Below are 23,102 nucleotides of genomic sequence, written 5' to 3' on the forward strand. Positions count from 1 at the left end.
CTAGTCGTCCTGAAGCGCGGCGATCTCGGCGGCCTCCGCTACGACTTGCGCGATGCTCAGGCGGGACACATCGATCGACCCTCCCGCCTCATCGAAGCCCAAGGGCTCAAGGACCGCGTACTGCGTCGCCACGAGCTCCACGCCCGCGAAGTGGTCCTCCAGCTCGGTCCGCTGGCGGACGCGTTCCTCGATCACCCTTTGCGGAGCCGCGAGGTGCAAGAAGATCATGGGCCCTCCCGCCTCGCGAAGCCTGTCGCGATGAGCGCGACGCAACGCCGAACACGCGACGACGCCGTCGGCGCGAGGCGCCATCCACGCGCCAACGGCGTCCAGCCACGGCCACCTGTCGTCGTCGGTCAAAGGGATTCCGCGAGACATCGCATCCACGTTTTCCGGCGGGTGGAAGTCATCGGCGTCGGCAAACTCGTAGCCCAAAGCTGCGGCCAGCGCTGCACCGACAGAGGACTTGCCGCAACCCGTCACACCCATGACCACCACGCGCATGACGCCAGCCTAGACGCCGCGGCGCGAGTCGCCTGAGGGACGGCACGGCGCGAGCCGCTAGACTGGATGGGACCACATGGTTGACCGGTCGCATGTGATGCGCGGCGTGACGCCGCTTCTTAACGGAAATGCGCGATCGGCTACTAGCCCGCGACGTATCGTCGCCTCGCATTTGAAGGACCACATGACTTCCGAGACTTTTGCCGATTTTGGCGTGAACCCACTCATCGTGGACGCGCTCGCCGACCACAGCATCATTGCCCCGTTCCCCATCCAGTCGATGACGCTTCCCGTAGCGCTTTCCGGCCACGACATCATCGGCCAGGCCAAGACCGGCACCGGCAAGACGCTCGGCTTTGGCATCCCGTTGCTGCACCGTGCGGTGTCGCCTGGCGAGCCGGGATTCGACGAGATGGGCGACGCCACCGGCAAGCCTCAGGCGCTTGTCGTGGCTCCCACCCGCGAATTGGCTGTGCAGGTTGCCAACGACCTTGAGATGGCGTCCAAGAAGCGCTCGACCCGCATCCTCAAGATCTATGGCGGCCGCGCCTACGAGCCCCAGATCGACGCGCTCCGCAAGGGCGTCGAGGTCGTGGTGGGCACCCCTGGCCGCCTCATCGACCTCATGAACCAGGGCCACCTGGACTTGCGCTTTGTGCGCACCGTCGTGTTGGACGAGGCCGACGAGATGCTTGATCTCGGGTTCCTCGGCGACGTGGAGAAACTGCTCGCATCGACCCCCGCCGGGCGCCACACCATGCTCTTCTCCGCCACGATGCCCGGTCCAGTGGTGGCCCTTGCCCGCCGCTACATGACGCAGCCCACGCACATTCGCGCATCGGAGCCCGATGACACCGGGGCCACCGTCAAGGCGACCGCACAGTTCGCGTATCGCGCCCACGCGCTCGACAAGATCGAGGTGCTCGCGCGCATTCTGCAGGCCAAGGATCGCGGACTCACCATCGTGTTCGCCCGCACCAAGCGCACCTGCGCCAAGGTGAGCGATGACCTTCGCGAGCGAGGCTTCGCTGCTGGCGCCCTGCACGGCGACCTCGGGCAGGGAGCCAGGGAACAGGCGCTGCGCGCCTTCAGGGCGGGCAAGATTGACGTACTCGTCGCGACCGACGTTGCCGCCCGCGGGATCGACGTCGAAGACGTCACCCACGTGATCAACTACCAGTGCCCTGAGGACGAGAAGACGTACGTTCACCGCATCGGCCGCACCGGCCGTGCGGGCAAGAAGGGCGTGGCGGTCACGTTCGTCGACTGGGACGACATGCCGCGTTGGGGCATGATCGACCGCACGCTCGACCTGGGTTACCCCGAGCCGGAGGAGACCTACTCCAACTCGCCTCACCTGTTCGAGCAGCTCAGCATCCCCACGGGCATCAAAGGCACGCTTCCGCGCTCCGCGCGGGTGCGCGAGGGCCTCGACGCTGAGAAGGTGGAGGACCTGGGAGAGACCGGCAAGCGCGGTGGCCCAGGCGGCGACCACTCGGATCGGGGCGGACGCGGCTCCGGTGGCGGGCGTGGAGACGATCGGGGCGGACGGGGCCCTGGTGGCGGACGCGGTCAGGGACGACGCGGTGGCGACAGCAGTCGCGGCTCCGGCGAGGGCCGTGCGCGTCGCGAAGCTCCAGCTGGTGAGACTCGCGGCCCGCGCGAGGGCGCATCGGCAGAGGGTCAGCCCCGCGAAGGCGCACCCAAGCGCAATCGCAACCGCAAGCGTCGTCGCTCAGGCGGTGGCCAGGGAGCCTCTTCCGCTCCCGCGGCGGAGTAGCGCGGGAGCGCCGACGCGCTAGCCTCGTAGCGCCTGCAGTGCTTTGTAGGCGGCAGGCGACGTGACGTTCTCGCCCAACTGGTTCAGTTTGCCGGTGCCGTGATAGTCGGACGCGCCCGTGTGCACGAGGTCGAGCCTCTCGGCGACGCGCGCCAAGCGGCCGCGTTGTACCTCGGAGTGGTCCCTATGTTCGACCTCAAGGCCCACGAGGCCCGCGCTGGCCATCTGTTCGATCACTGACGTGGGCACCACCTGACCCCTGCCGTCGGCGCCGGGGTGCGCGAACACCGGCACCGCGCCGGTCGCGCGCAAGGTACGAACCGCGTCGAGCACGTCTGGCGCGTAGTGAGGAACGTAGTAGGCCGAGTTTCCGGCGAGGACCTCGGCGAACGCGTCGTCCCTGGTGACGAAAGCTCCCCCGGCCACCAACGCATCGGCGAGGTGAGGCCGCCCCACCGTGTCAGCGCTCCCCGCATGTGCGACCACGTCGTCCCAGGTGAGAGGGTAGTCGGCCCCGATGAGCCGCACCATCTCTTGGGCTCGTGCAATGCGTGCGGCGCGAGTGCGCTCCAGCATCGCGACGATCTCGGGGTGCGAGGGATCTGGCCAGTAGGCGAGCACGTGAATCGAGATGCCCCGGTGCGTACACGAGACCTCGATGCCGGGCACAAAGTTGATGCCGAGCCCGCCGGCCATCTCGGCAGCCTCTTCGAGACCCGCCATCGAATCGTGGTCAGTGAGCGCCACCACGTCGAGGTTCGCTGCCTGCGCGGCCCGCATCACGTCAGCGGGCGACTCGGTCCCATCCGACACGTATGAGTGGGTATGGAGGTCAATGCGCACGCGGCCAGCCTACGTGGCTCGCGTGTCGAGTCCCGCCCCGGCCGTGCCACGATGTTGGGGTGGACAACACCGACAAGCAGGCTCAGGACACCAACAAGGCGCGCGCGACCCGCCCCACGTCGCAGGAGTTCAAGGACTTTCTCAGCACCGGCTGGGCGGAGCCCGACGACGTGCGGACCACCCGGTCGGCCGCCGCCCCCTACGCCGCCGCCCGGCGCGAACGCCTGAGCGCGATGTTCTCCGGCAAGCGCATCGTGATCCCTGCCGGCGACCTCAAGGTCCGCTCCAACGACACCGACTACCGCTTTCGTCCTGACAGCGACTTCGCGTATCTCACGGGCCTTGGCGCGGACCACGAGCCGAGCGCCGTGCTTGTCATGGAGCCGCGCGGCACCGCCGACGCGCCACGGCCGGGGCACGACGCGACGCTCTACCTGCTCCCGCCCGCCGGGCACGACGACGAGGGCTTCTACGCGGACCCCCGCTCTGGCGAGTTCTGGATCGGTCGACGCCCAGGGTTGGCCGAGTTCGAGGCTATGACGGGGATCGCGACTGCGCCGCTGACGGACCTGCCCAGCGGCCTGCGGTTGAGCGCTCAACCGACCAAGCCGGTCCACAAGGCGCTCAGCGAGATGCGGTTCGTGAAGGACGCCTACGAGATCCAGCAGTTGCGAGACGCCGTGGACGCCACCATCGACGGCTTTGCGCGTGCCGTGAAGGAACTTCCCCGCGCTCTCGAGCACAAGCGGGGCGAGCGCGTGGTCGAGGCTGCCTTTGATGGCCACGCCCGCGAGGAGGGCAACGCGGTGGGCTACGAGACCATCGCCGCGTCTGGCGCCCACGCGACCACGCTGCACTGGATCAGCAATGACGGCCAGGTGCGCCACGGCGACCTGCTCCTGCTGGACGCAGGCGTGGAGGTGGAGAGCCTCTATACGGCCGACATCACGCGCACGCTGCCGGTGGACGGCCAGTTCAGCCCTGTTCAGCGCAAGGTCTACGAGGTGGTGCTCGAGGCCGCCGACGCAGGCTTCGCGGTGGCCCGCCCAGGCGCCAAGTTTCTTGACGTCCACATGGCCGCCATGGAGGTCATCGAGAAGCGCCTCACCGAGTGGGGCATCGTCCCTCCCTCGGAAGACCCTGAGTCCAAGCTGTACCGCCGCTGGATGGTGCACTCCACGTCCCATCACTTGGGGTTGGACGTGCACGACTGCGCCGCCGCCAAGCGCGAGCTCTACATGGAGGGCGTGCTGGAACCCGGCATGGTCTTCACGATCGAGCCGGGCCTCTACTTCAAGCCTGACGACCTCATCGCTCCGGAAGAGTTACGTGGCATCGGCATCCGCATCGAGGACGACGTGCTGGTGACTGAGGACGGTTGCGAGAACCTCTCCGTGGCGCTACCCCGCGACCCCGACGCCGTCGAGGCGTGGATGGCGCGGCTGCGGGGGTAGTTGTAGCGTCGGGGCATGGCGATGCGCACCTGGTCAGAGCGTCGGCTCCGCGTGTGGCGGTGGGGTTGGGGTGCGTTGCTTGCCGGTGTGCTGTTCGCGCCCATCGGACAGCAGGGAAGCTGCGCTGAGACGGCCGCGTCGGTCGCAGGCGACAGTCAGTGCGAGAGCCGCAGCATTCCGCTGCTGGGGCTGATCCTCCCCATTAGCTACCCCGCTCCTTAGCGCCTCAGTCGATCGGCGGGTAGGTGCGGGGCTCCGGATAGATCATGATCCCGCCGCCTTGCGCCTTGGTCGTGTTCCAGTGCGCCGCGAAGCACGGCGCGATCTTGTCCCACAAGTAGTGATTTGCCTGCGGGGGCGACTGGATCTTGAACCACTCGTACGTGGAGTACGCCACGATGTCCGCCAGCTGGATCATCTCCCTGTCCCACGAGCTTCGCTCGGTGTCCACCCAGAGCGGCTTGTCCATGAGGAGGTCAAAGTCCGGGCGGTTCGAGCCCTTGGGTCGCAGAGCCCTGCGAGCGTCGTGCAGTGCCCCACTCTTGAAGTAGTTCTCATGCGACTCTTGTTGGTCTGCGACAAACATGCCGCCCTCGCCTGCATTGACGTGGCCGAGCGTCAGGGCGACGCGCTCGTAGAGCTTGGAATAGGCGGCGCCCAACGGCTCGACCGCCGAGTCTGCGGCCCGAAGCGCAGCCTTGTCGACCACCACAGAGAAGATCGTGGGGCGAAACTTGGCGAAGATCTGACCAAGATCGCGCACGAGCAGGTGCAGGTTCCCTGACTGAATGAGAGCCGCGTAGCCCGAGGGGACCATTGGCACGCCATGCCCCGCGGCGGCGTGCTTGAGGTATCGACCCTTGAGTTCGGTGAGGCTCCAGTCAGGGTTGCGCGCGTGCTTGCCGAAGTAGCGCTCTTTGGTGGCCTGAAGCTCGATCGCCAAGGGACCCCTCGACGAGTCGTGGATGCCCACCGCCGCGAGCACAAGGTAGTCGCTGGGCGTCGGAGCCTTCGACCCGGCACGAGGCCAAGCCTTCGCGTCTCCGCACTCGTCCACGTAGAACAGCAGCATCGGCGCCCCCTTATGAGCCCGATCGTAGGGCACCGGGCCCGACGGCGGATCGCGCCGCAGCTAGGCGCCCGCCCCGCCAGACAGTGCGAACCGATCTCGCTCACGACACGCCGCGCGGCAGGACGATGAGCGGTCGCTCTCGGCGTGTCATCCGTTGATCTGGTTCGCAGCGTCGGTGCCCGCCGTCACGCGAGCGCGGCAACTCCAAGAAGCGCCAGCGCCACCAGCGGCAGCGCGCCTTGCTTCACAGCGGCCGACGCCTTGGTGGGGTCGGAGAGGATCAGGACGATCGCAGCCGCGAGCATCGATCCGGCGCCCGCGAGCACCAGTGCAGCACCCACCCCGTCAGACCCCATCGCATATCCGACGATGCCAGCCAGGGTCACCAGGGCCAGGAAGAGGTTATAGAAGCCCTGGTTGAACGCGAGCCCCCGGGTCGCCTCAGCCTGTTCGACAGTGGTCCCGAAGGTCGCGCGCACTCGAGGGGTGGTCCACCACAAGGACTCCATGGCCCAGATGTAGATGTGAAGTGCGGCCGCGAGGCCAGCGAGGACGAGGGCGACAAGCAGCATGTGGGCCTCCAAAGCGCGTTCGAGCACGATCGTAGGGCACCGTCGCCGCGAGGCGAACAGTTCTGACCGCGCGCGCCGGCGCCACGCCTGGACCAGCATCCGGCCCACCGCGCGCTCTCAACGGACGCGGTCAGAACTGTTCAGGCCGAGGGTCGGGGGCATCGGGTCGGCATCGGACGGGAAGCGCCTGGCCCCGTCGGCGGTTGACCCAGCATGCCCCTCCGCCTTTCCGTGCTCGACCTTGCCCCCATCGCCCCGGGCGAGACAGCGTCGGCCGCGCTCGCGCATACCGTCCGCATGGCGCAGGCCGCCGACCAGGCGGGCTACGCGCGCGTCTGGTACGCCGAGCACCACAACATGCGCTCCATCGCGTCGAGCGCCACGAGTGTGCTCATCGCCCACGTGGCGGCGCACACCGAGCGCATCAGGGTGGGCGCAGGCGGCATCATGCTGCCCAATCACTCGCCGCTGACCATCGCGGAACAGTTCGGCACGTTGGGCGCGCTGCACCCGGGTCGCATCGACCTTGGCCTTGGCCGCGCTCCCGGCGGCGACCGCGCAGTATTCGCTGCACTGCGCCGCTCCCCCACCGATTCCGACCGCTTCCCCGACGACGTCGCGGAACTGCGCGACTACCTCGCCGGAGCTTCGCGCGTGCCGGGCGTGCGAGCGGTCCCCTCCGCAGCGTCGGCCGCCGACGCGGTGCCGCTGTACATCCTGGGATCGTCGCTGTTCGGCACCCAGCTGGCCGCGGCGTTGGGCCTGCCGTATGCGTTCGCCTCCCACTTCGCGCCCGCCGCGCTCCACGAGGCGGTGCGCGTCTACCGCGACACGTTCCGCCCTTCCGAGGCCCTGGCGGAACCGTACGTCATCGCGGGAGTGAGCGTCTTCGCGGCCGACGACGCGGACGACGCTGCGGTCCAGTTCGCGGCCTCGCGCAGGTTCCGTGTGCGGGCACTCATCCCGCGCGGCCCCGCCGCCCGCGAGTACAGCGACGACGAGGTGGATGCCTTCTTGCTGAGCCCCGGCGGCGCGCAGATCGCGCAGATGGCCCGCTATACGGCGATCGGCACGCCGGACGACGTGCGTGAGTACCTGGAGGCGTTCGCGGCGGAGGCCCGCGCCGACGAGGTCATCACGGTGCACGGGGCGCTCGGTGTCGATGATCGCGAGCGCTCCCTTCGCCTCGCCGCACCGAGAATCGACTGACGGGAAGCGGCGCGGTCGGCTATCGGCATCGCCAGACCTAATGCCCACGTCACCGCCCTGGTCTGTGCCTACACTGACGGTCCACAGCGTCGCCTTGTCGGTAGGATCCCCACCATGCCCGTCACCCCCGCGCCCAGTCGCGTCAGGCTCGTGCGCGCGCTCGTCCTGGCTCTCGCCGTGCTCGCCTGGAGCGTGCTTGGCTTGACGAGCCAGGCATCTGCAGCGGTCACCCCTGGCGTCGACCCCGAGGCCGATCTCGTCCTGTTCTGGGGTGACGGCTGCCCCAACTGCGAGGTCGAGCGCGACTGGCTGGAAGAGGTCCGGGACCAGTATCCGGACCTCGTCATCGCGGAGTACGAGGTGTGGAACGACTCCGACAACAGAGACCTGTTTGTGGCAGAGGGCGAGCGCCTGGGCTTCGCGGCGAGTTCCGTACCCACTACCATCGTGGGCGAGCGCGTGTGGATCGGCTGGACCGGCCAGATTCAGCAGGACATGGCGGCCGCGATCGACCAAACCTCGCGAGGCGAGGAGCCACGGGCCGGTATCTACGGCACCGCTGGCGCTGGCACATGTTCGGAGGAAGACGCCTTCTGTACCGTCGAGGAGGACGGCCAACTGATCGAGGTGCCGCTCGTGGGCGAAGTGTCCCTGGGGGACCGCTCGCTCCTGGTGTCCACCGTCATCATCGGCTTCGTCGACGGCGTCAACCCGTGCTCACTGTGGGCCATCTCGGTGCTCCTCACCATCGTGTTGCGCACGGGATCGCGGCGCCGCGTCGTCGCCATCGGCTCCACTTTCCTCGTAGTCACCGCGGGGATGTACGCCCTCTACATGGGCGCCATCTACTCGGCGCTCGCCGTGGTGGGCTTCATCGGGGCTATTCAAATCGCCGTCGCGATCGTCGCTGGAGTCTTCGGAACGGTGAGTGTCAAGGACTACTTCGCGTTCAAGAAGGGCCTGTCGTTCACCATCAGCGACTCGGCCAAACCCGGCATCTACCAGCGCATGCGAGCCGCAGCGAGTCAACGCGCCCTGATCCCGGCGCTCGCGGCGACCGTTGCGCTGGCCGTCGCCGTGTCGCTCCTTGAGACCCCGTGCACCGCGGGCTTCCCTGTGCTGTGGACGGGGATGCTCCAGGCCAATAACGTCGGCGCCCTGGAGACTGCGGGGCTGTTCCTTGCATACATGGTGCCGTTCCTCCTGGATGAGTTCCTGGTGCTCGCCGTCGCGATCTGGACCATGCGCGCCATGAAGATGCAAGAGAAGCACGGCGAACTGCTCAAGCTGTTCGCTGGCGTCACCATGCTGGTGCTCGCCGCGGTCATGGTGATCGACCCCGCGCTCATGGAGAACCCTGTGGCCGCGCTCGCGCTGTTCGCCGGAGCGTTCGGACTGGCCGCAGTGATCCACGCCGTGACGCAGCGAGTGAGAGACTCCCGCTCAGATCAGGCGGAACTCGAGGCCAACGCGGCGTCCGACCAGAGTCGGTGACGAGGCGCCACCGATCCCCCGGCCCTACGCCGCGCGTTCGGCCAGCACCTTGATGCCCAGTTTCATCTCCTCCGGCGGCAAGTAGAACGGCAGCCGGAAGCGGTCTGCGCCCGTGCCAGGCAGCACCTCGAACGCGGTGCCTGAAGCCACGGGGGCGCCCGCCTCAGCGGCCCGCGCGGCGAACCGCGTGGCACCACCGTCTGGAAGCCTGACCCACAGCGCAGGGCCGCCGACTGGCCGCCGGTACTCCCAGTCCAGTCCGTGCTCCGCAACGGCCTCGTCCACCGCGTCGAGGGAGTCCAGCATCGACGCCACCCGCCACCGCAGGGTCTCTTCGAAGTGCTCCGCAAGCAGCCTGGCGGCCACCCGCTGAAACAGCGCGGGCGAGCCGAGGTCCATCGCGGCACGCCGGTGTCGCAGTTGGGCCGCAAGCGTCGCGTTGGTGTGCAGCCAGCCGATGCGCAGTCCGCCCCAGAAGACCTTCGACATGCCTCCCACGGTGATGACCGAGGCGTCAGTCCCCATCGCGGCAAAGGGCGTGCGCGCGCTTCCGTCGAGCGCGAGGTCGCCGATGGTGCGGTCATCTATCAGAGTGGTCGCGAGCCCGGCCGACGCCTCGAGCAGTACTCGCGCGTCGTCGTCGCTGATGGCGGTGCCGGTGGGGTTGTGGAAGGTGGTGGTGTACGCCAGGTCGGGCCGCGCGGCGCGCAGCAACTTGATGGAGCCGGCCACGTCCAACCCGCCTGGACCCATCGGCAAGGCGAGCGGACGGGAACCGGAGGCCTGTACAGCGTCGAAGACGCCTGGATAGGTGACCGATTCGAGCGCGACGGGGCGTCGCGAGGTGGCCAGCATCGTCACCACGAGCCAAATGGCCTGCTGCGCACCCGAGGTGATCACCACCTCCTCTGGACGCGCAGGTACGCCTTGCCGTCGCAAGTGCTCGGTCACGGCGAGCACCAGGTCCCTGTCGCCAAGCGCCGCGTACCCGTTGCCCACCGCGGGTGAGCCGCCGAGGAACGCCGACAGGTCAGCCAGTGCCCGCGTCACCACGGGCGCAGGCGGCGGCGACGCGGTGTTGAACGCGACGATGGGCTGGCTCTCCCCCGTAAGTATCTGCGCGAAGCGCTCCTGGGGGCTCAGCCCGAGCACCCCTCGCGAACTCACGCCGAGCGTCGGCGCCGCACCGGGCCGCACCTCGAGCCATCCCGCATCCCGCAACTGCTGGTAGGCGGCCGTCACGGTATTGCGCGAGAGGTGAAGGTGGCCAGCGAGCGCGCGCTCGGAGGGCATCCGGGCGCCGTGCTCGAGCGACCCTGACTCGGCGAGCGACACGATGGCGTTTGCCAATTGGACGTACAGCGGCCCTGTGCCCGTCTGCCAATGGTCAAGCACGTCGGAGAGTTGTTCGGCCGTAGTACGCATGCGGGCCAGCATGCCGCTAACTGGACCCTCTTGCCTAGTGCCAGTGGCATCTGATGCGGCACTGGATCGAGGGGGCCAGTCGCAAGACCATGGTCACATGGCTACCGATCTCACCCCAGCTCTCACCCACCCGATGGCCCTCGCGCGACTGCGGGAGAGGATCGCCGTCACCACGGAGGCCGCTCGCAGGGCCGGCGGCTACCTTGCGGCGGCCCCGCATCGGCCCATCGCCCCCACCGCCGACGCCGTGGCAGGGCTTGAGGCCTTTCGTCGCCCCCTGCAGGACGCCCCACGCACCGCTCACGACGTGCTGCGCGAGCTCGACGAGGTGGGCTCTCCCGCCACCACGGTGCAGGCGATGGGCCGCTACTTCGGCTACGTCAACGGCGGCGTGGAGCCCGCGGCGGCCGCAGCCTCGATCCTGGCCGGGGCATGGGACCAGAACGCCGCCCTGCCCGCCCAATCCCCCGTCGCGTCGGTGCTGGATGAGGTCGCGGCCGCATGGGTCGTCGACCTGCTGGGACTGCCGCACGACGCCGTGGCCACCTTCACCACCGGCGCCACCTTGGCGAACTTCACTGGCATCGTGACGGCGCGCGATGCCCTGCTCGCCCGCGCGGGCTGGGATGTCAACGAACTCGGCCTCATCGGTGCCCCGCCGATCCGCGTCGTCGTGGGCGACGAGGTGCACATTTCCGCGCTCAAGTCGCTGCGGCTGGCGGGGCTGGCCCCCGGCCTGGTGGAGCGCGTCCCCGTTGACGCGCGTGGCGCCATCGACGCCGACGCCTTTCCGACCGACACCGACGCTCTCACCTTGGTCCTCCTCCAGGCGGGCAACGTCACGACCGGCGCGAGCGACCCCTTCGACCGCATCATTCCCGGCGTTCGCGAGCGTGGGGGGTGGGTGCACGTCGACGGTGCTTTCGGCCTGTGGGCAGCCGCCTCGCCCACACTCAGGGAACAGGTGTGGGGAGTGGACCAGGCAGACTCGTGGGCGACAGACGCCCACAAGTGGCTCAACGCGCCGTACGACTCCGGCGTCGTCATCGTCCGCGACTACAGAGACCTGTACCGGGCCATGGCCATGCATGCCCCCTACCTGGCGAGCACGGACTCCCGGCCCCTCATGCACCTCAGCCCTCACATGTCTCAGCGCGCCCGAGGCGTCGAGACGTGGGCGCTGCTCGCCGCAAGAGGTCGCTCGGGGATCGCAGAGCTCGTGGACCACTCGTGCGCCATGGCTTCCTTGTTCGCCGACCTGCTCCGCGAGGCGGGCGCGGAGGTAATCGTTGAGCCCGCGCTCAACCAGGTTCCCGTGACATTCGGCCAGGAGCCGGGCGCGCCGGGCGACGACGCCGTCACGGCAGCCGTCACGCGGGCTATCGCCCAGGAGGGCACGCTGTGGGCAGGCGGCAGCGTGTGGAACGGCCGGACGATTCTGCGCATTTCCGTGTCGGACGCCGCCACCACGGCCGACGATGTGCGGGCCTCCGTCGACGCCATCGTCGCGTGTTGGGAGGCGGTCCGCGCGACCTTCTGACGCCCTGGCTCGTGGGATTGTGGGCCGGTGCGAGGTACGTACCTTTTGTGTGAGCGAACCCCCACAATGAGGGGCAGGACTCGTTGTGGCAACATGCCATATCGGCCGCGGTTGAGGACGATTACCGTCAAAGGGTGGTCAACACTGTGGTACGGGCCCGCAACCGGGAAGACGTCACCATCGACGCCGCACTCGTCCGACAACTTCTCGACTCCCAGTTCCCCGAGGCGAAGGCCCTGCCGGTGGGTGCCCACTTCGAGGGAAGAGACTGCATCGTCTGGCGCCTCGGCGATCAGTGGGCCATGCGCATGCCGCTTCACCAGCAGGCTGCCGCAAAGCAGACCACCGAGACCGCATGGATGGCGCACATCGGCAAGGCGTGGCCGTTCGCGGCTCCCGTACCTGTCCGTGTCGGGCGACCCTCCGCTGACTTCCCGTGGGCCTGGACGGTAGTGCCGTGGATCAACGGCACCCCCGCCCACGTCTCACCCCTGGATCGCTTGGGCGTGGCACAGTTGGGAGCGGCTCTTCGGGCGCTCCACGTGCCAGCGCCAGCAGAGGCTCCTCGCCACCCCACCCGTTCGCTCTCGCTGCTGAAGCGCTCCGACCGGGTCTCTGAACGCCTCGAAGCGCTCGCCTCCGCCTCCGCGAGTTCCTCGTGGCGCCTCAACGCCAAGGCCGCCGCGCGGGTCTTTCATGACGGTGCGATCACCCCCCGTCCCGCCGCCTCTTGGACCCACCTCGACCTCCACCCGGGCAACGTGCTCACGGACGATGGTGAGCTGGCAGGCATCATCGACTGGAGCGAGTCTGCGGCGGGAGACCCCGCTGCTGACCTGGGTCAGGCGCTTGTCCTGGTGGGCCAGGATGGCTGGGACGCGCTCACCATCGGCTACGGACCCATCGACGCCCGCACCTTCGCCCGCGCCCGCGCCGAGGGCGTCTACCTTGCCCTCTCCTTCGCCGCCGAGATGAAAGGGCCCCGCGCCGCCGCAGGATGGGCTGGCCTTGAGGCGCTGGGAGTCGCGCACCGCACCCGATAACTTCAGCCGCACCTGGGCGCTCCGACAGTAGGCTGTGCCCCATGAGCATCGGCACCGAACGCGTCTACGTGGCACGCCTTGCTGGCACCACTGTGTTCGATCCACTCGGCGATCCGGTGGGTCGAGTGCGGGACGTCGTCCTCGTCGTGCGCCGCACGGGAGTCCCTACGGCCGTTGGCCTCGTGGTCGAGGTCCCGGGCAGGCGCCGCGTCTTCATGCCGCTCACTCGAGTCACGTCGATCGTCCCCGGCCAGGTGATCTGCACTGGCGTAGTGAACCTGCGCCGGTTCCAGGCGCGCCCTTCAGAGACACTCGCCATCGGCGAACTGTTCGATCGCTCCGTGACCCTGAGGACTGACAAGTCGACCGCCTACATCGAGGACATCGCGATCGAGCAGACGCGCGGGAAGCTCTGGCAGGTCACCAAGTTGTACGTGCGTAGCGGGGAACGCCGACGCGGGGTGCTCGGCTTCTCTCGCCGCGGCGCCTCCACTGTGGTGGACGTCGATGCCGTGACGGGCCTCGCGACGCGCGACAAGTTGCAAGGCGCTGCCCTCGTCATCCAGTCCTTTGCGGACTACAAGCCCGCCGACCTGGCCGCGGCGCTCATGGAGATGAGCCCAGCGCGCACGGCCGAGATCGCCGCCGCGCTTGACGACGAGCGGCTGGCGGACGTACTCGAGGAGATGCCGGAGCACGATCAGATCTTCCTCATGCGCACCCTTGACCCCGAACGCGCAGCAGACGTGCTCGAGGCGATGGAACGCGACGACGCCGCCGACCTGCTCGGCGACCTTCCCGAGCAGGACGCGGCTGCCCTGCTGGAACTCATGGAGCCAGACGACGCCAACCAGGTCCGTCAGTTGCTCGGCTATGAGGACGACAGCGCTGGCGGCCTGATGACCACCGAGCCCGTCATCGTCGGGCCGGAAACCACCGTGGCCACGTGCCTTGCGTTGGTGCGACGCGACGCATTGCCCCCGGCCCTGGCGTCCATGGTGTTTGTGGTGCGTCCTCCACTTGAGACCCCCACCGGACGCTACGTCGGCCTCGTGCACATTCAGCGGCTGTTGCGCGAGGCGCCACACGACTCTGTGGGCAACTTCGTGGATCCCGCCATCTCGACTCTCGCGCCGGCCGACACCCTGTCCGACGTGTCCCGCCGCATGGCCGCGTACGACATCCTGGCGCTGCCAGTCGTGGACGAGGACAACCGTCTGTTGGGCGCCATCTCCATTGACGATGTCTTGGACCACTTGCTGCCTCGCGACTGGCGCGAGCACGACGCTGGCGACCCTCGCGCGCCGGAGCGACCCGCGCAAGGGGGCAAGCGTGGCTGAGCGACTCGATCGACCCAAGGGGGAGCGCCGACTTTTCGGTTCGCGTCCCACGTCGCCGCGCAACGCGGACAGGTTCGGCAGGATCTCCGAAGGCATCGCCCGCTTCCTTGGTACGCCACGATTCCTTGTGTACCTCACGGTGTTTGTCATTGTCTGGTTGGCGTGGAACACGTTCGGCCCCGTCAACCTGCGGTTCGACTCGGCGACGTACTACTTCACCGCGCTGACCCTGATGTTGTCTCTCCAGGCTTCCTACGCGGCGCCGCTCATCCTGCTGGCCCAGAACCGTCAGGACGACCGCGACCGCGTGAGTGCGGAGCAGGACCGCCAGCGGGCCGAGCGCTCGCTTGAGGACACCGCATACCTCGCCAGGGAGGTCGCCGCACTGCGGCAAGCGCTCAACGAGACGGCCACCCGTGACTTCGTACGCTCGGAACTGCGATCGCTGCTCGATGAACTGCGTCAGGACGACAAGGACCGCGAGCGCGACGGCGCCACCAGCGCCGAGTAGCGGCGACTGCCGACGCGCCTACGAATCTTTCTTGTCACCCATCCCTGACCCCGCGCTGAAGGCCGCAATCAACGCCACGGCCAACCACAAGTACCCCAGCGGATCCTCGAAGTACGCCGAGATCACGGTGCCCACATCGACGTTCGCAAGCCGAGAGAGCCCGGTGGGGATCGAGCCCGCAGCAAAGAAGACGACCATGAGGGCGTCTGCCGCGAGCACCGCCACAGCAGCAATGAGCACGGCGATCACGCCAGTGACGAATCCGGTGCGCTTGGCGACCATAGCCACCGTCACGCCGACCAGGAGGCCGACGCCGATCACGAGCATCAGGAACTCACGCTGCATGGCGAACGAGATTGCCGCATAGGCAAAGGCCGCAATCGCACCGACGACCAGGGCCGACGCGGCCGCGAGCAGCCAGGATCCGGTGGCTCCCGGCTCTTCGACCCCAGGTGCCGACTCAGGACCGCCGACCGCTTGAGAACTGTCCGGATAGGCCGTCGGGCCTTGCACTTCTGGCGTGAACTCTGTCATGACTCCCCCTCAAGTTGACGCAGCTTTGCGTGCTCGGACACTAGCGGACGGACTCGACCGTGCGCAAGGGTGCCTACGATGGTGGCATGCCTACGATTGAAGCTCTCCGCTCCGCACTGTCCAAGGTCATCGACCCCGAGATCAGGAGGCCGATCACCGAGATCGGCATGGTGCGCAGCATCGAAGTCGAAGGCGACGGGATCGCCGTGATCGGCATCGACCTGACGATCTCCGGTTGCCCGATGAAGGACCGCATCACGCGCGACGTCGAGGCCGCGGCACAGACCGTTGACGGCGTGACGGACGTACGGGTCGAACTGGGCGTCATGTCCGACGAGCAACGCGACGGCTTGAAGACGGCGCTGCGCGGTGGCAAGCCAGAGCCCGTCATCCCCTTCACCCAGCCGGGAAACCTCACGCGCGTGTACGCGATCGCCTCCGGCAAGGGTGGCGTCGGCAAGTCCACCGTGACAGCCAACCTGGCCGCCGCGATGGCGGCGGATGGGCTCAAGGTGGGAGTGCTCGACGCGGACATCTTTGGCTTCTCCATCCCTGGCATGCTCGGGATTACCGCGCAGCCGACTCGACTGGATGACATGCTGCTGCCGCCGATCGCGCACGAGGTCAAGGCCGTGAGCATTGGCATGTTCGTTCCGGAGGGCCAACCCGTCGTGTGGCGCGGGCCGATGCTGCACCGAGCGCTCGAACAGTTCCTGGCCGACGTGTTCTGGGGCGACCTTGATGTGCTGCTTCTCGACCTGCCGCCAGGCACAGGCGACATCGCGATCTCCGTGGCTCAACTGCTGCCCCACGCGGAGTTGGTGGTCGTGACGACCCCCCAGGTCGCGGCCGCTGGCGTGGCGGAGCGCGCGGGCTCCATCGCCACGCAAACCTCGCAGTCCGTCGTCGGTGTCATCGAGAACATGGCCTGGCTCGACCAACCAGACGGCAGCCGCCTGCACCTGTTCGGCGAGGGCGGCGGCCAGCGCGTGGCGGATCGCCTCAGCGAGACGCTGGGCACCACCGTCCCGCTGCTCGGTCAGATCCCCCTCGACATGAGCACGCGCGAGGGCGGCGACGTGGGCACCCCCGTGGTCCTCTCCGACCCCGAATCCCCCGCCGCCGTCGCGCTCCGCGACATGGCTCGCACTCTAGGCGCTCGCCAGCGGGGCCTTGCGGGGCGGTCGCTGGGCGTGTCCCCCGTCGCGCCCTAGCGAACGCTAGGCGGCGTCGGCCGAGCGAGCGTGTCCGTCACCTCGTGGACCCCAACCAGCGATGATCGCCGCAATCAGCCCGCACACCACGGCGCCGGTCGACGCCGCAGGCGTGGCCAATGCGGTCAGCAGGGCATCGTCCCAGCCGAGTCCCGATCCGACTCCACCGCCAAGGCCTCCCACGATGCCTCCGATGTCCCCAATCTGCTGGTTCACGTATCCGGTGGTCGCGAGGACGTGCACGCCGATGGCGGTCAGCACGAACGCAGAGATCTGCGTCCTCAGGCCGCGGCAATCGCTCAGGTAGCGCACGGTGAAGCCGACAGCCGCGGCCTCGCCAAGTCCTAGCAACACAAGGGCGAGCAAGAGTTGCGAGTCGGGCACCAAGATCGACAGCAGCGCACCCACCACGAGGGCGACGATCAGCCCTCCAAGCACCGCGCCCATGCGGTTGTCGCGCAACCGTCCCAACACGGAGGGCGACTGCTGCATAGGCGGCGGCGTGGTCGCCGCTGTCTGGGGCGTCGGCTGTGGCTCTGGAGTAGCGGAGGAAGTCGTCTTGCGGGCGGCCATGTGATTGCTCCTCGAATAGTCGGCATTTCCTCCCTCATCATGGCACGACCATGGCGTGGTGAGGAGGTCAGCGTTTGGCATGATGGGACACATGCCCGTTTCGTCGGATCTTACCGAACCTCGCTGGACGACGGCATGGTCGCTCGATGAGGGTGAGCGTCGCGCCAGGGCTCGCATGCGACAAGCCTTCGGGGTCGAGGCACGCCACGTCTGGTCGGCGCCAGGGCGTCTCAACATCGTCGGCGAATACACGGACATCAGTCAGGGGGTCTCGCTCCCGACGCCCATTCCTCACCGCACCTTTGTGGCGGCGGCTCGCCGCTCGGATCGGGTGGTGCGCCTCGTCACGGACAGGGCCGATGCGGCGTGCGGCGATGAGGCGGTGTGGGAGGGCGACCTGGACTCGTTGCAGAGCCTGGTGGGCGAGGACTGCTGGATGGCATATCCCGCTGGCGTGCTCTGGGCGCTCATCGAACGCGGTTTTGCGAGCACGGGGATCGACCTGGCTTTCGCCTCGTGCGTGCCACTGTCTGCCGGCCTCAGTGCGTCGACATCGCTGACCGCCGCGACGGCGTTGGCTGCGAACGGGCTGTGGGGTCTCGCGCTCGCGACCGACATCACCGCGGTCGAGCTTGCGGACGTGTGCATCGATGCGGAGAACGAGATTGCGGGCGGAGCCACAGCTGGCCTCGCCCAACACGCGATCATGCGAGGCGCCCCAGGGGAAGCGCTTCACCTCGACTTTGCCACGTCACCGCCACGTGCCACAGGGTGCCCGCTGACCTTCGCCGAATACGGCCTGGGGCTCCTGGTGATCGACACGGGCGTTCCCCATCCCGATCAGAACGAGATGGTGCGTGAACGCATGGCGCAGATAGGTAGGGCCGCCGCCGCGCTGGGTGTCGAGAGCATTGGTGCCCTGCGCGCGGTGCCCGGCGCTTTGGCGCGGATCGAAGCGATCGATGACCCGATCCTGCGCAAGCGTGCTCGCCACGTCTTCACAGAGAACGAGCGCGTGGAGGTAGTGCGGGACGAGTTGACAGGGACCGCTCCGGCTCACGAGCGATTCGTGGCGGTCGGCAAGGCCATGTACCGCTCGCACGCCTCGCTCGAGACGGATTTTGATGTGAGCTGCGAGCCGCTGAATCTTGCGGTCGACCAGGCGTTCAGAGCGGGCGCGCTGGGGGCCCGCCTCACGGGCTCTGGCCGTGGCGGATCGGCGGTGGCGTTGATACGCCGGGCACAGGCGACGGGCACGGCGCGCCTCATTGACGCCGCATTCGTTGCCGGTGGCCTGCCCCGCCCGGCGTTCGCGTTCTTCTAGAAGTCCGGGGCTAGCGGGCGCCGAGCTCGTAGTCCACCACAAGCGGCGCGTGGTCCGACCACCGCGCATCCCACGCTGCTGCGCGATCCACCCGCACCGCCACAGCCGCAGAGGCCATCGTCGGCGTTGCGTAGTGATAGTCGATGCGCCACCCCGTATCGGTGTCGAAGGCCTTGCCCCTCATCGACCACCAGGTGTACGGGCCGTCCTGCTCCCCCACCAAGGTGCGGTGAACGTCGACCCAGCCGGCGTCGATCCACCGGTTCAGGTACGCACGCTCTTCCGGCAGGAAGCCTGCGGACTTGAGGTTGCCCTTCCAGTTCTTGATGTCGTGCTCGGTGTGAGCTGTGTTGATGTCACCCATGACCACGACGCGATCGTGGGACGCAGCGAGTGCCGCCATTCGCGCTGTCATGAGGTCGAGGAACTCGAACTTGGAGTCCATCTTGGGCGTGCCCGCCTCGCCGGAATGAACGTACACCGACACCACCCGGATGGGACCGCTGGCGGACGCCACGGTGGCCTCGAGCCAGCGGCCGGTGTGTGCTGGCACGGCGGCGGCACCTCCGAGCGCCTGGGAGCCCGCTAGGACGTCTGTGAGCGGCTCGCGCGAGAGGATCGCCACGCCAGCGCGGCCCTTGATCTCGCACGCCTGGTGAGCCACGTGCCAGCCGGCCGAGAAGGCGTCGTCCACCACCTCATCTGGCGCCCTGACCTCTTGGAGGCACACCACGTCGGCTTCGACGGTGTCGAGCCACTCCTGCATGCCCTTGCGAAGGGCCGCGCGGACCCCATTGACGTTGACCGTGACGATGCGCATCTGTTGATTCCTTGGGCTAGCGGTCAGGACCTTGACACGGGATCTAGCCTATTCGGCGAGACAGACACGCCGACTGCGTACGTGCCACGCGGCGTAGCAAGTCGCGGCAAGGGCGAGTGCGATCAGCACGAAGGCACTGATCACGGCCGCGTGACCGCCAGGCACCCACATCGCAGCACGATCGACAACGACATCGAGGAAGCGTTCATCGCGGCCCTGGTAGAAGCCACGCAATGCCACGCGCAAGCCGGCGGCCGCAGTAAGGCCAGCTCCCACCACAAGAACGGGAATCGTGATCCAGAGCCAGCGAACTCGAACAAGGGTGTCCCAAGTGATCGCGACAAGAGCGGCCAACGGAACGAGGCAGACAAAGAGATATCGGCCCTGCAAGCCCGGCAGAAGGCCGTAGTCGATGTACCACGGGTACGAGGACTTGAACATGAAGGCGATGGTGAGCACCGGCGCGGCAATCAATGTCAGCGCGAGCACTCGCCTTCCACGTGCCACCCAGATGGCGGCGACTGAGGCGAGGATGATGGCGCCCACCACGTAGATCGCGCGCCCCCCAGAGAACGTGAGCTCGAGGTACGAGAAGCGCCCGACGAAACTCTCGCTGACAGCATGCGCCGCGTGCGAGAAAAAGGTCAGTGGCGTGCGGCCGGGATCAGGGCTCAGGCCAGCGATGAGCTTGTATCCGTCAGGTTGGAGATCGCCATACCTCACGATGTTCACGAGCCACCAAAAGCCGCCCGTCACGAACGAGACTCCCAGCCCCGCTGCTAGCCGGTAGATACGGTGTGTTCGGCCCACAACCCCTGGCGCGGCATACAGCGCGAAGACCACCACGGGAAGCAGCACCAGGGTGGTGCCCTTGGTCAGCGCTGCGAGACCCATAGCAAGGCCAAGCACAAGAGCTGACCGCCATCCGCCCCCGCGAACGTACAGCCGGACAGCGAGCCACGCGGCGATGGCCGCGAGAAGATTTGCGAGGTTGTCATTCGACACCGAAGCGGCGATGTGAGGGACCTGAGGCAGCGCCAGGGGGAAGAAGGCGGTCGCTCCCGCGACTCCCGGACTCGGGACCAGCAGGCGGACGGTGCTTGCAAGGAGCCACGGCAGGGGCAGCATCATGAGCACGTCAAGCAGTCGCGCGAAGAACAACTGTGTCGACCAAGTCTCACCTGGCATTCCCGCAATGCGCGCAGCGGTCGCTTGGATCGCGTAGAAGAGGGGAGGGTGCTGGCTCATCTGGTCGGCGACGGTCGCGTCGGGGCCGGGAAGCGCGTTGTCCGAGTCGATGGTTGAGTGCGTCTCTGGTGGCGTTTGCACGTGAAGATACACCGGGGGGTTGCCCCAGTGCGTCTCGCTTCTGGGAAGCTTGTAACTGAGACCAGCTTCCGACATCGCGGTCACGACGCCTGGACCTACTTTCGCGTCGCCTGGAACTGGCCATCCCCCGCCATGTTCAAGGCGAATCACCGAATTGAAGTGCACGTGCTCGTCGGGCGCTCTGAATGCCGGTGTGATGAGGAGCCAAGCGATCATGATCGCGGCCCACGCAACAGTGGCGATCACGACGAGGCGTCGGAATGTCCGCTCCCCCACATTGTCCGAGCCCATCGAAATCACAGCGCCCTCTCGCTCGCCTCAACCACGTTGGCCACTAGCATGGCACGGGTCATGGGCCCCACACCGCCGGGGTTGGGCGAGTACCACGAGGCCCGTTCGCGGGCATCCGGAGCGACGTCACCTGCCACCCTTGACTTGCCGGTGGCTGGGTCCGTCACGCGCGACACCCCCACGTCTACCAGCACCGCACCGTCCTTGACCATGTCGGCCGCAATGATCCCCGGCACTCCAGCGGCAGCCACGATGACGTCGGCCTGGCGGGTGTGCGAGGCGAGGTCTGCGGTGCCCGTGTGGCACAACGTCACGGTGGCGTTGACGGCCTTGCGAGTCAGCAATAGCCCGATGCTGCGGCCCACCGTGGTGCCTCGCCCCACGACCACGATGTGCTTTCCAGCGAGAGACACCCCATGCCGCTCCAGCAGCACGATGATGCCCTTGGGCGTACACGGCAGCGGACTCGTGACCTGCTCGCCGACGCGCAGCACGAGCCTGCCAAGATTCGTCGGGTGCAGACCGTCGGCGTCCTTGTCGGGATCGACGAGTTCGAGCACCCGATTCGTGTCGATGCCTGCTGGCAGCGGCAACTGCACAATAAAGCCGGTGCACGCAGGGTTGTCGTTGAGTCGCTGCACCGCCGCCTCGATCTCGGCCTGAGTCGCCGTCTGGGGCAAGTCCTCCCTGATCGACGTGATGCCCACCTCGGCGCAATCGGCATGTTTGCCGTTGACGTACCAGGTGGAGCCTGGGTCGTTGCCCACGAGCAGCGTTCCAAGGCCGGGCACGATGCCGCGCTCGGCGAGCGCCGCGACCCTCACGGCCAGCTCGGCCTTGATAGTCGCGGCGGTCGCCTTGCCGTCGAGAACGCCCACCATCTACTGAACGAGGCCCGGGTAGAGCGGGAAGTCGCTGGCGAGCGTCGCGACGCGTGAGCGCAGCGCCTCGATGTCGGCGTCCCCCTTGAGCGCGGTAGCGATGATGTCGCCAACCTCGGCGAACTCGGCGGAGCCGAACCCACGCGTGGCAAGGGCCGGGGTGCCGATGCGCATGCCCGAAGTGACCATCGGCGGCCTCGGATCGAACGGGACGGCGTTGCGGTTGACCGTGATGCCGACCTCGTGCATCAGGTCTTGCGCCTGCTGGCCGTCGATCGGCGAGTTGCGCAGGTCGACCAGGACCAAGTGGACGTCGGTGCCGCCGGTGACGACGTTGATGCCTGCCTCGATCGCGTCGGGGGCCGTGAGGCGCTCCGCCAGAATGCGCGCACCCTCGAGAACGCGCTCCTGGCGCTCCTTGAACTCCGCTCCCGCGGCGATCTTGAGCGCGGTCGCCTTGGCGGCGATCACGTGCATGAGCGGCCCTCCCTGCTGGCCGGGGAAGACTGCCGAGTTGAGCTTCTTGGCCAGTTCCATGTCGCGAGCCACGATCAGCCCGGAGCGCGGGCCGCCGAGCGTCTTATGCACGGTGGTGGAGACCACGTCGGAGTGAGGAACGGGGCTCGGGTGGAGACCAGCGGCTACCAAGCCAGCAAAGTGCGCCATGTCCGTCCAGAGCTTCGCCCCCACCTCGTCGGCGATCTCGCGGAAGGCGGCGAAGTCGAGATGACGAGGGTACGCAGACCAGCCGGCGATGATGACGTCCGGGCGCTCGGCGAGAGCCTGCTCACGCACCTGCTCCATCTCGATGCGGTGTGATTGCTCGTCGAGCCCATAGGCGGCGACCTCGTACAGCTTGCCCGAGAAGTTCAACTTCATGCCGTGCGTGAGGTGGCCGCCGTGCGCGAGCGACAAGCCCATGATCTTCTGACCGGGGCTGATCAAGGCGTGCAGCACCGCTGCGTTGGCGGTGGCACCCGAGTGAGGCTGCACGTTCGCGTATTCCGCGCCGAAGAGGCTCTTGGCGCGCTCGATGGCGATGTTCTCCGCCACATCCACTTCTTCGCAACCGCCGTAGTAGCGGCGACCGGGGTAGCCCTCCGCGTACTTGTTGGTCAGCACAGAACCCTGGGCCTGCAGCACCGCACGCGGCACGAAGTTCTCGGAAGCGATCATCTCGAGGTAGTCGCGCTGGCGCCCGAGTTCGCGGTCCAAGACGCTCGCGATGTCGGGGTCGAGTTCGGCCAAGGTGGAGTTCATGATTCCCTGCGTGGCAGAGGGGGTCGCGGCATCGGTCATCGCGGATCCTTCGCGTCAGTCGGCGCGCGCGGCGCCGAGGTGAGTGTTCG

General features: G+C 67.8%; 22 protein-coding genes. 11 read left to right on the plus strand and 11 right to left on the minus strand.

Annotation, left to right across the window (positions count from 1 at the left end; all coding sequences use genetic code 11):
* The gene (locus tag QZZ33_RS01050; protein WP_291377612.1) at positions 1 to 504 is read right to left on the minus strand and encodes a gluconokinase, GntK/IdnK-type; all 504 of its coding nucleotides are present in this window, start codon (positions 502 to 504) and stop codon (positions 1 to 3) included.
* 184 nt (positions 505 to 688) lie between these two features.
* Between QZZ33_RS01050 and QZZ33_RS01055 the strand changes: the two genes are divergently transcribed.
* Positions 689 to 2,284: a DEAD/DEAH box helicase gene (locus QZZ33_RS01055; RefSeq protein ID WP_291377613.1), complete on the plus strand. Its 1,596-nt coding sequence runs from the start codon at positions 689 to 691 to the stop codon at positions 2,282 to 2,284.
* Between the two features lie 18 nt (positions 2,285 to 2,302).
* Here the strand turns inward: QZZ33_RS01055 and QZZ33_RS01060 are convergent, their stop codons facing one another.
* Complete coding sequence (locus QZZ33_RS01060; RefSeq protein ID WP_291377614.1) at positions 2,303 to 3,127, minus strand: PHP domain-containing protein; 825 nt, start codon at positions 3,125 to 3,127, stop codon at positions 2,303 to 2,305.
* Between the two features lie 59 nt (positions 3,128 to 3,186).
* Between QZZ33_RS01060 and QZZ33_RS01065 the strand changes: the two genes are divergently transcribed.
* Complete coding sequence (locus QZZ33_RS01065) at positions 3,187 to 4,581, plus strand: aminopeptidase P family protein (RefSeq protein WP_291377615.1); 1,395 nt, start codon at positions 3,187 to 3,189, stop codon at positions 4,579 to 4,581.
* 15 nt (positions 4,582 to 4,596) lie between these two features.
* Positions 4,597 to 4,803 (plus strand): hypothetical protein, encoded by a 207-nt coding sequence (locus QZZ33_RS01070; protein ID WP_291377616.1) that lies wholly within the window; start codon positions 4,597 to 4,599, stop codon positions 4,801 to 4,803.
* Between the two features lie 4 nt (positions 4,804 to 4,807).
* Here QZZ33_RS01070 and QZZ33_RS01075 read toward each other — a convergent pair whose 3' ends face one another.
* Both QZZ33_RS01075 and QZZ33_RS01080 read right to left on the minus strand, forming a co-directional pair.
* Positions 4,808 to 5,653 carry a DUF3800 domain-containing protein gene (locus QZZ33_RS01075; RefSeq protein WP_291377617.1) on the minus strand — a complete coding sequence of 282 codons (846 nt, stop codon included), beginning with the start codon at positions 5,651 to 5,653 and terminating at the stop codon, positions 4,808 to 4,810.
* A gap of 185 nt (positions 5,654 to 5,838) precedes the next feature.
* Positions 5,839 to 6,225 carry a DUF1304 domain-containing protein gene (locus QZZ33_RS01080; RefSeq protein WP_291377618.1) on the minus strand — a complete coding sequence of 129 codons (387 nt, stop codon included), beginning with the start codon at positions 6,223 to 6,225 and terminating at the stop codon, positions 5,839 to 5,841.
* 213 nt (positions 6,226 to 6,438) lie between these two features.
* Between QZZ33_RS01080 and QZZ33_RS01085 the strand changes: the two genes are divergently transcribed.
* On the plus strand, positions 6,439 to 7,434 hold the full coding sequence (locus QZZ33_RS01085) for an LLM class flavin-dependent oxidoreductase (protein ID WP_291377619.1): 996 nt from the start codon (positions 6,439 to 6,441) through the stop codon (positions 7,432 to 7,434).
* A 114-nt stretch (positions 7,435 to 7,548) separates the two neighbouring features.
* Positions 7,549 to 8,928, plus strand: coding sequence for a hypothetical protein (locus QZZ33_RS01090; protein ID WP_291377620.1), 1,380 nt, complete (start codon positions 7,549 to 7,551; stop codon positions 8,926 to 8,928).
* A 24-nt stretch (positions 8,929 to 8,952) separates the two neighbouring features.
* Here the strand turns inward: QZZ33_RS01090 and QZZ33_RS01095 are convergent, their stop codons facing one another.
* A complete protein-coding gene (locus QZZ33_RS01095) occupies positions 8,953 to 10,353 on the minus strand; it encodes a PLP-dependent aminotransferase family protein (RefSeq protein WP_291377621.1) in 1,401 nt (466 codons plus the stop codon).
* 97 nt (positions 10,354 to 10,450) lie between these two features.
* Here QZZ33_RS01095 and QZZ33_RS01100 point away from each other — a divergent pair, with 97 nt between their 5' ends.
* The 4 genes from QZZ33_RS01100 to QZZ33_RS01115 all read left to right on the plus strand — a co-directional run bounded on the left by QZZ33_RS01100 (position 10,451) and on the right by QZZ33_RS01115 (position 14,787).
* Positions 10,451 to 11,893 carry a pyridoxal-dependent decarboxylase gene (locus QZZ33_RS01100; RefSeq protein ID WP_291377622.1) on the plus strand — a complete coding sequence of 481 codons (1,443 nt, stop codon included), beginning with the start codon at positions 10,451 to 10,453 and terminating at the stop codon, positions 11,891 to 11,893.
* 134 nt (positions 11,894 to 12,027) lie between these two features.
* Positions 12,028 to 12,936, plus strand: a complete 909-nt coding sequence (locus QZZ33_RS01105; protein ID WP_291377623.1) for a phosphotransferase — start codon at positions 12,028 to 12,030, stop codon at positions 12,934 to 12,936.
* A 41-nt stretch (positions 12,937 to 12,977) separates the two neighbouring features.
* A complete protein-coding gene (locus QZZ33_RS01110) occupies positions 12,978 to 14,276 on the plus strand; it encodes a CBS domain-containing protein (RefSeq protein WP_291377624.1) in 1,299 nt (432 codons plus the stop codon).
* Positions 14,269 to 14,787: a DUF1003 domain-containing protein gene (locus QZZ33_RS01115; RefSeq protein ID WP_291377625.1), complete on the plus strand. Its 519-nt coding sequence runs from the start codon at positions 14,269 to 14,271 to the stop codon at positions 14,785 to 14,787. The genes QZZ33_RS01110 and QZZ33_RS01115 overlap by 8 nt, the downstream gene beginning before the upstream one ends.
* An 18-nt stretch (positions 14,788 to 14,805) precedes the next feature.
* On the opposite strand, the gene QZZ33_RS01120 is transcribed toward QZZ33_RS01115, so the two are convergent.
* Entirely contained in the window at positions 14,806 to 15,321 is a 516-nt protein-coding gene (locus QZZ33_RS01120) for a hypothetical protein (protein WP_291377626.1), read from the minus strand.
* Between the two features lie 86 nt (positions 15,322 to 15,407).
* Between QZZ33_RS01120 and QZZ33_RS01125 the strand changes: the two genes are divergently transcribed.
* The gene (locus tag QZZ33_RS01125; RefSeq protein ID WP_291377627.1) at positions 15,408 to 16,535 is read left to right on the plus strand and encodes an Mrp/NBP35 family ATP-binding protein; all 1,128 of its coding nucleotides are present in this window, start codon (positions 15,408 to 15,410) and stop codon (positions 16,533 to 16,535) included.
* Positions 16,536 to 16,541: 6 nt separating this feature from the next.
* On the opposite strand, the gene QZZ33_RS01130 is transcribed toward QZZ33_RS01125, so the two are convergent.
* On the minus strand, positions 16,542 to 17,108 hold the full coding sequence (locus QZZ33_RS01130; protein WP_291377628.1) for a hypothetical protein: 567 nt from the start codon (positions 17,106 to 17,108) through the stop codon (positions 16,542 to 16,544).
* A 91-nt stretch (positions 17,109 to 17,199) separates the two neighbouring features.
* Here QZZ33_RS01130 and QZZ33_RS01135 point away from each other — a divergent pair, with 91 nt between their 5' ends.
* Positions 17,200 to 18,432, plus strand: a complete 1,233-nt coding sequence (locus QZZ33_RS01135; protein WP_291377629.1) for a galactokinase family protein — start codon at positions 17,200 to 17,202, stop codon at positions 18,430 to 18,432.
* Between the two features lie 10 nt (positions 18,433 to 18,442).
* On the opposite strand, the gene QZZ33_RS01140 is transcribed toward QZZ33_RS01135, so the two are convergent.
* Genes QZZ33_RS01140 through glyA form a run of 4 tightly spaced genes read right to left on the minus strand, consistent with a single transcriptional unit; the run spans position 18,443 to position 23,052 of the window.
* On the minus strand, positions 18,443 to 19,252 hold the full coding sequence (locus QZZ33_RS01140) for an exodeoxyribonuclease III (RefSeq protein WP_291377630.1): 810 nt from the start codon (positions 19,250 to 19,252) through the stop codon (positions 18,443 to 18,445).
* 48 nt (positions 19,253 to 19,300) lie between these two features.
* The gene (locus QZZ33_RS01145) at positions 19,301 to 20,827 is read right to left on the minus strand and encodes a DUF2142 domain-containing protein (protein WP_291377631.1); all 1,527 of its coding nucleotides are present in this window, start codon (positions 20,825 to 20,827) and stop codon (positions 19,301 to 19,303) included.
* Between the two features lie 50 nt (positions 20,828 to 20,877).
* Positions 20,878 to 21,753 carry a bifunctional methylenetetrahydrofolate dehydrogenase/methenyltetrahydrofolate cyclohydrolase gene (locus tag QZZ33_RS01150; protein ID WP_291377632.1) on the minus strand — a complete coding sequence of 292 codons (876 nt, stop codon included), beginning with the start codon at positions 21,751 to 21,753 and terminating at the stop codon, positions 20,878 to 20,880.
* Complete coding sequence (gene glyA / locus QZZ33_RS01155; RefSeq protein WP_291377633.1) at positions 21,754 to 23,052, minus strand: serine hydroxymethyltransferase; 1,299 nt, start codon at positions 23,050 to 23,052, stop codon at positions 21,754 to 21,756. It lies immediately after the preceding gene.
* Positions 23,053 to 23,102 lie beyond the last annotated feature (50 nt).

The organism is Demequina sp. (assembly GCF_016278775.1).
Taxonomy (GTDB): domain Bacteria; phylum Actinomycetota; class Actinomycetes; order Actinomycetales; family Demequinaceae; genus Demequina.

Excerpts from the sequence above, each read along its gene's own strand:
- QZZ33_RS01055 (WP_291377613.1), top strand. The coding sequence starts at position 689 with ATGACTTCCGAGACTTTTGCCGATTTTGGCGTGAACCCACTCATCGTG.
- QZZ33_RS01110 (WP_291377624.1), top strand. The coding sequence starts at position 12,978 with ATGAGCATCGGCACCGAACGCGTCTACGTGGCACGCCTTGCTGGCACC.
- QZZ33_RS01070 (WP_291377616.1), top strand. The coding sequence starts at position 4,597 with ATGGCGATGCGCACCTGGTCAGAGCGTCGGCTCCGCGTGTGGCGGTGG.
- QZZ33_RS01095 (WP_291377621.1), bottom strand. The coding sequence starts at position 10,353 with ATGCGTACTACGGCCGAACAACTCTCCGACGTGCTTGACCATTGGCAG.
- QZZ33_RS01100 (WP_291377622.1), top strand. The coding sequence starts at position 10,451 with ATGGCTACCGATCTCACCCCAGCTCTCACCCACCCGATGGCCCTCGCG.
- QZZ33_RS01120 (WP_291377626.1), bottom strand. The coding sequence starts at position 15,321 with ATGACAGAGTTCACGCCAGAAGTGCAAGGCCCGACGGCCTATCCGGAC.
- QZZ33_RS01080 (WP_291377618.1), bottom strand. The coding sequence starts at position 6,225 with ATGCTGCTTGTCGCCCTCGTCCTCGCTGGCCTCGCGGCCGCACTTCAC.
- glyA (WP_291377633.1), bottom strand. The coding sequence starts at position 23,052 with ATGACCGATGCCGCGACCCCCTCTGCCACGCAGGGAATCATGAACTCC.
- QZZ33_RS01130 (WP_291377628.1), bottom strand. The coding sequence starts at position 17,108 with ATGGCCGCCCGCAAGACGACTTCCTCCGCTACTCCAGAGCCACAGCCG.
- QZZ33_RS01050 (WP_291377612.1), bottom strand. The coding sequence starts at position 504 with ATGCGCGTGGTGGTCATGGGTGTGACGGGTTGCGGCAAGTCCTCTGTC.
- QZZ33_RS01075 (WP_291377617.1), bottom strand. The coding sequence starts at position 5,653 with ATGCTGCTGTTCTACGTGGACGAGTGCGGAGACGCGAAGGCTTGGCCT.
- QZZ33_RS01135 (WP_291377629.1), top strand. The coding sequence starts at position 17,200 with ATGCCCGTTTCGTCGGATCTTACCGAACCTCGCTGGACGACGGCATGG.
- QZZ33_RS01090 (WP_291377620.1), top strand. The coding sequence starts at position 7,549 with ATGCCCGTCACCCCCGCGCCCAGTCGCGTCAGGCTCGTGCGCGCGCTC.
- QZZ33_RS01125 (WP_291377627.1), top strand. The coding sequence starts at position 15,408 with ATGCCTACGATTGAAGCTCTCCGCTCCGCACTGTCCAAGGTCATCGAC.
- QZZ33_RS01150 (WP_291377632.1), bottom strand. The coding sequence starts at position 21,753 with ATGGTGGGCGTTCTCGACGGCAAGGCGACCGCCGCGACTATCAAGGCC.
- QZZ33_RS01085 (WP_291377619.1), top strand. The coding sequence starts at position 6,439 with ATGCCCCTCCGCCTTTCCGTGCTCGACCTTGCCCCCATCGCCCCGGGC.
- QZZ33_RS01140 (WP_291377630.1), bottom strand. The coding sequence starts at position 19,252 with ATGCGCATCGTCACGGTCAACGTCAATGGGGTCCGCGCGGCCCTTCGC.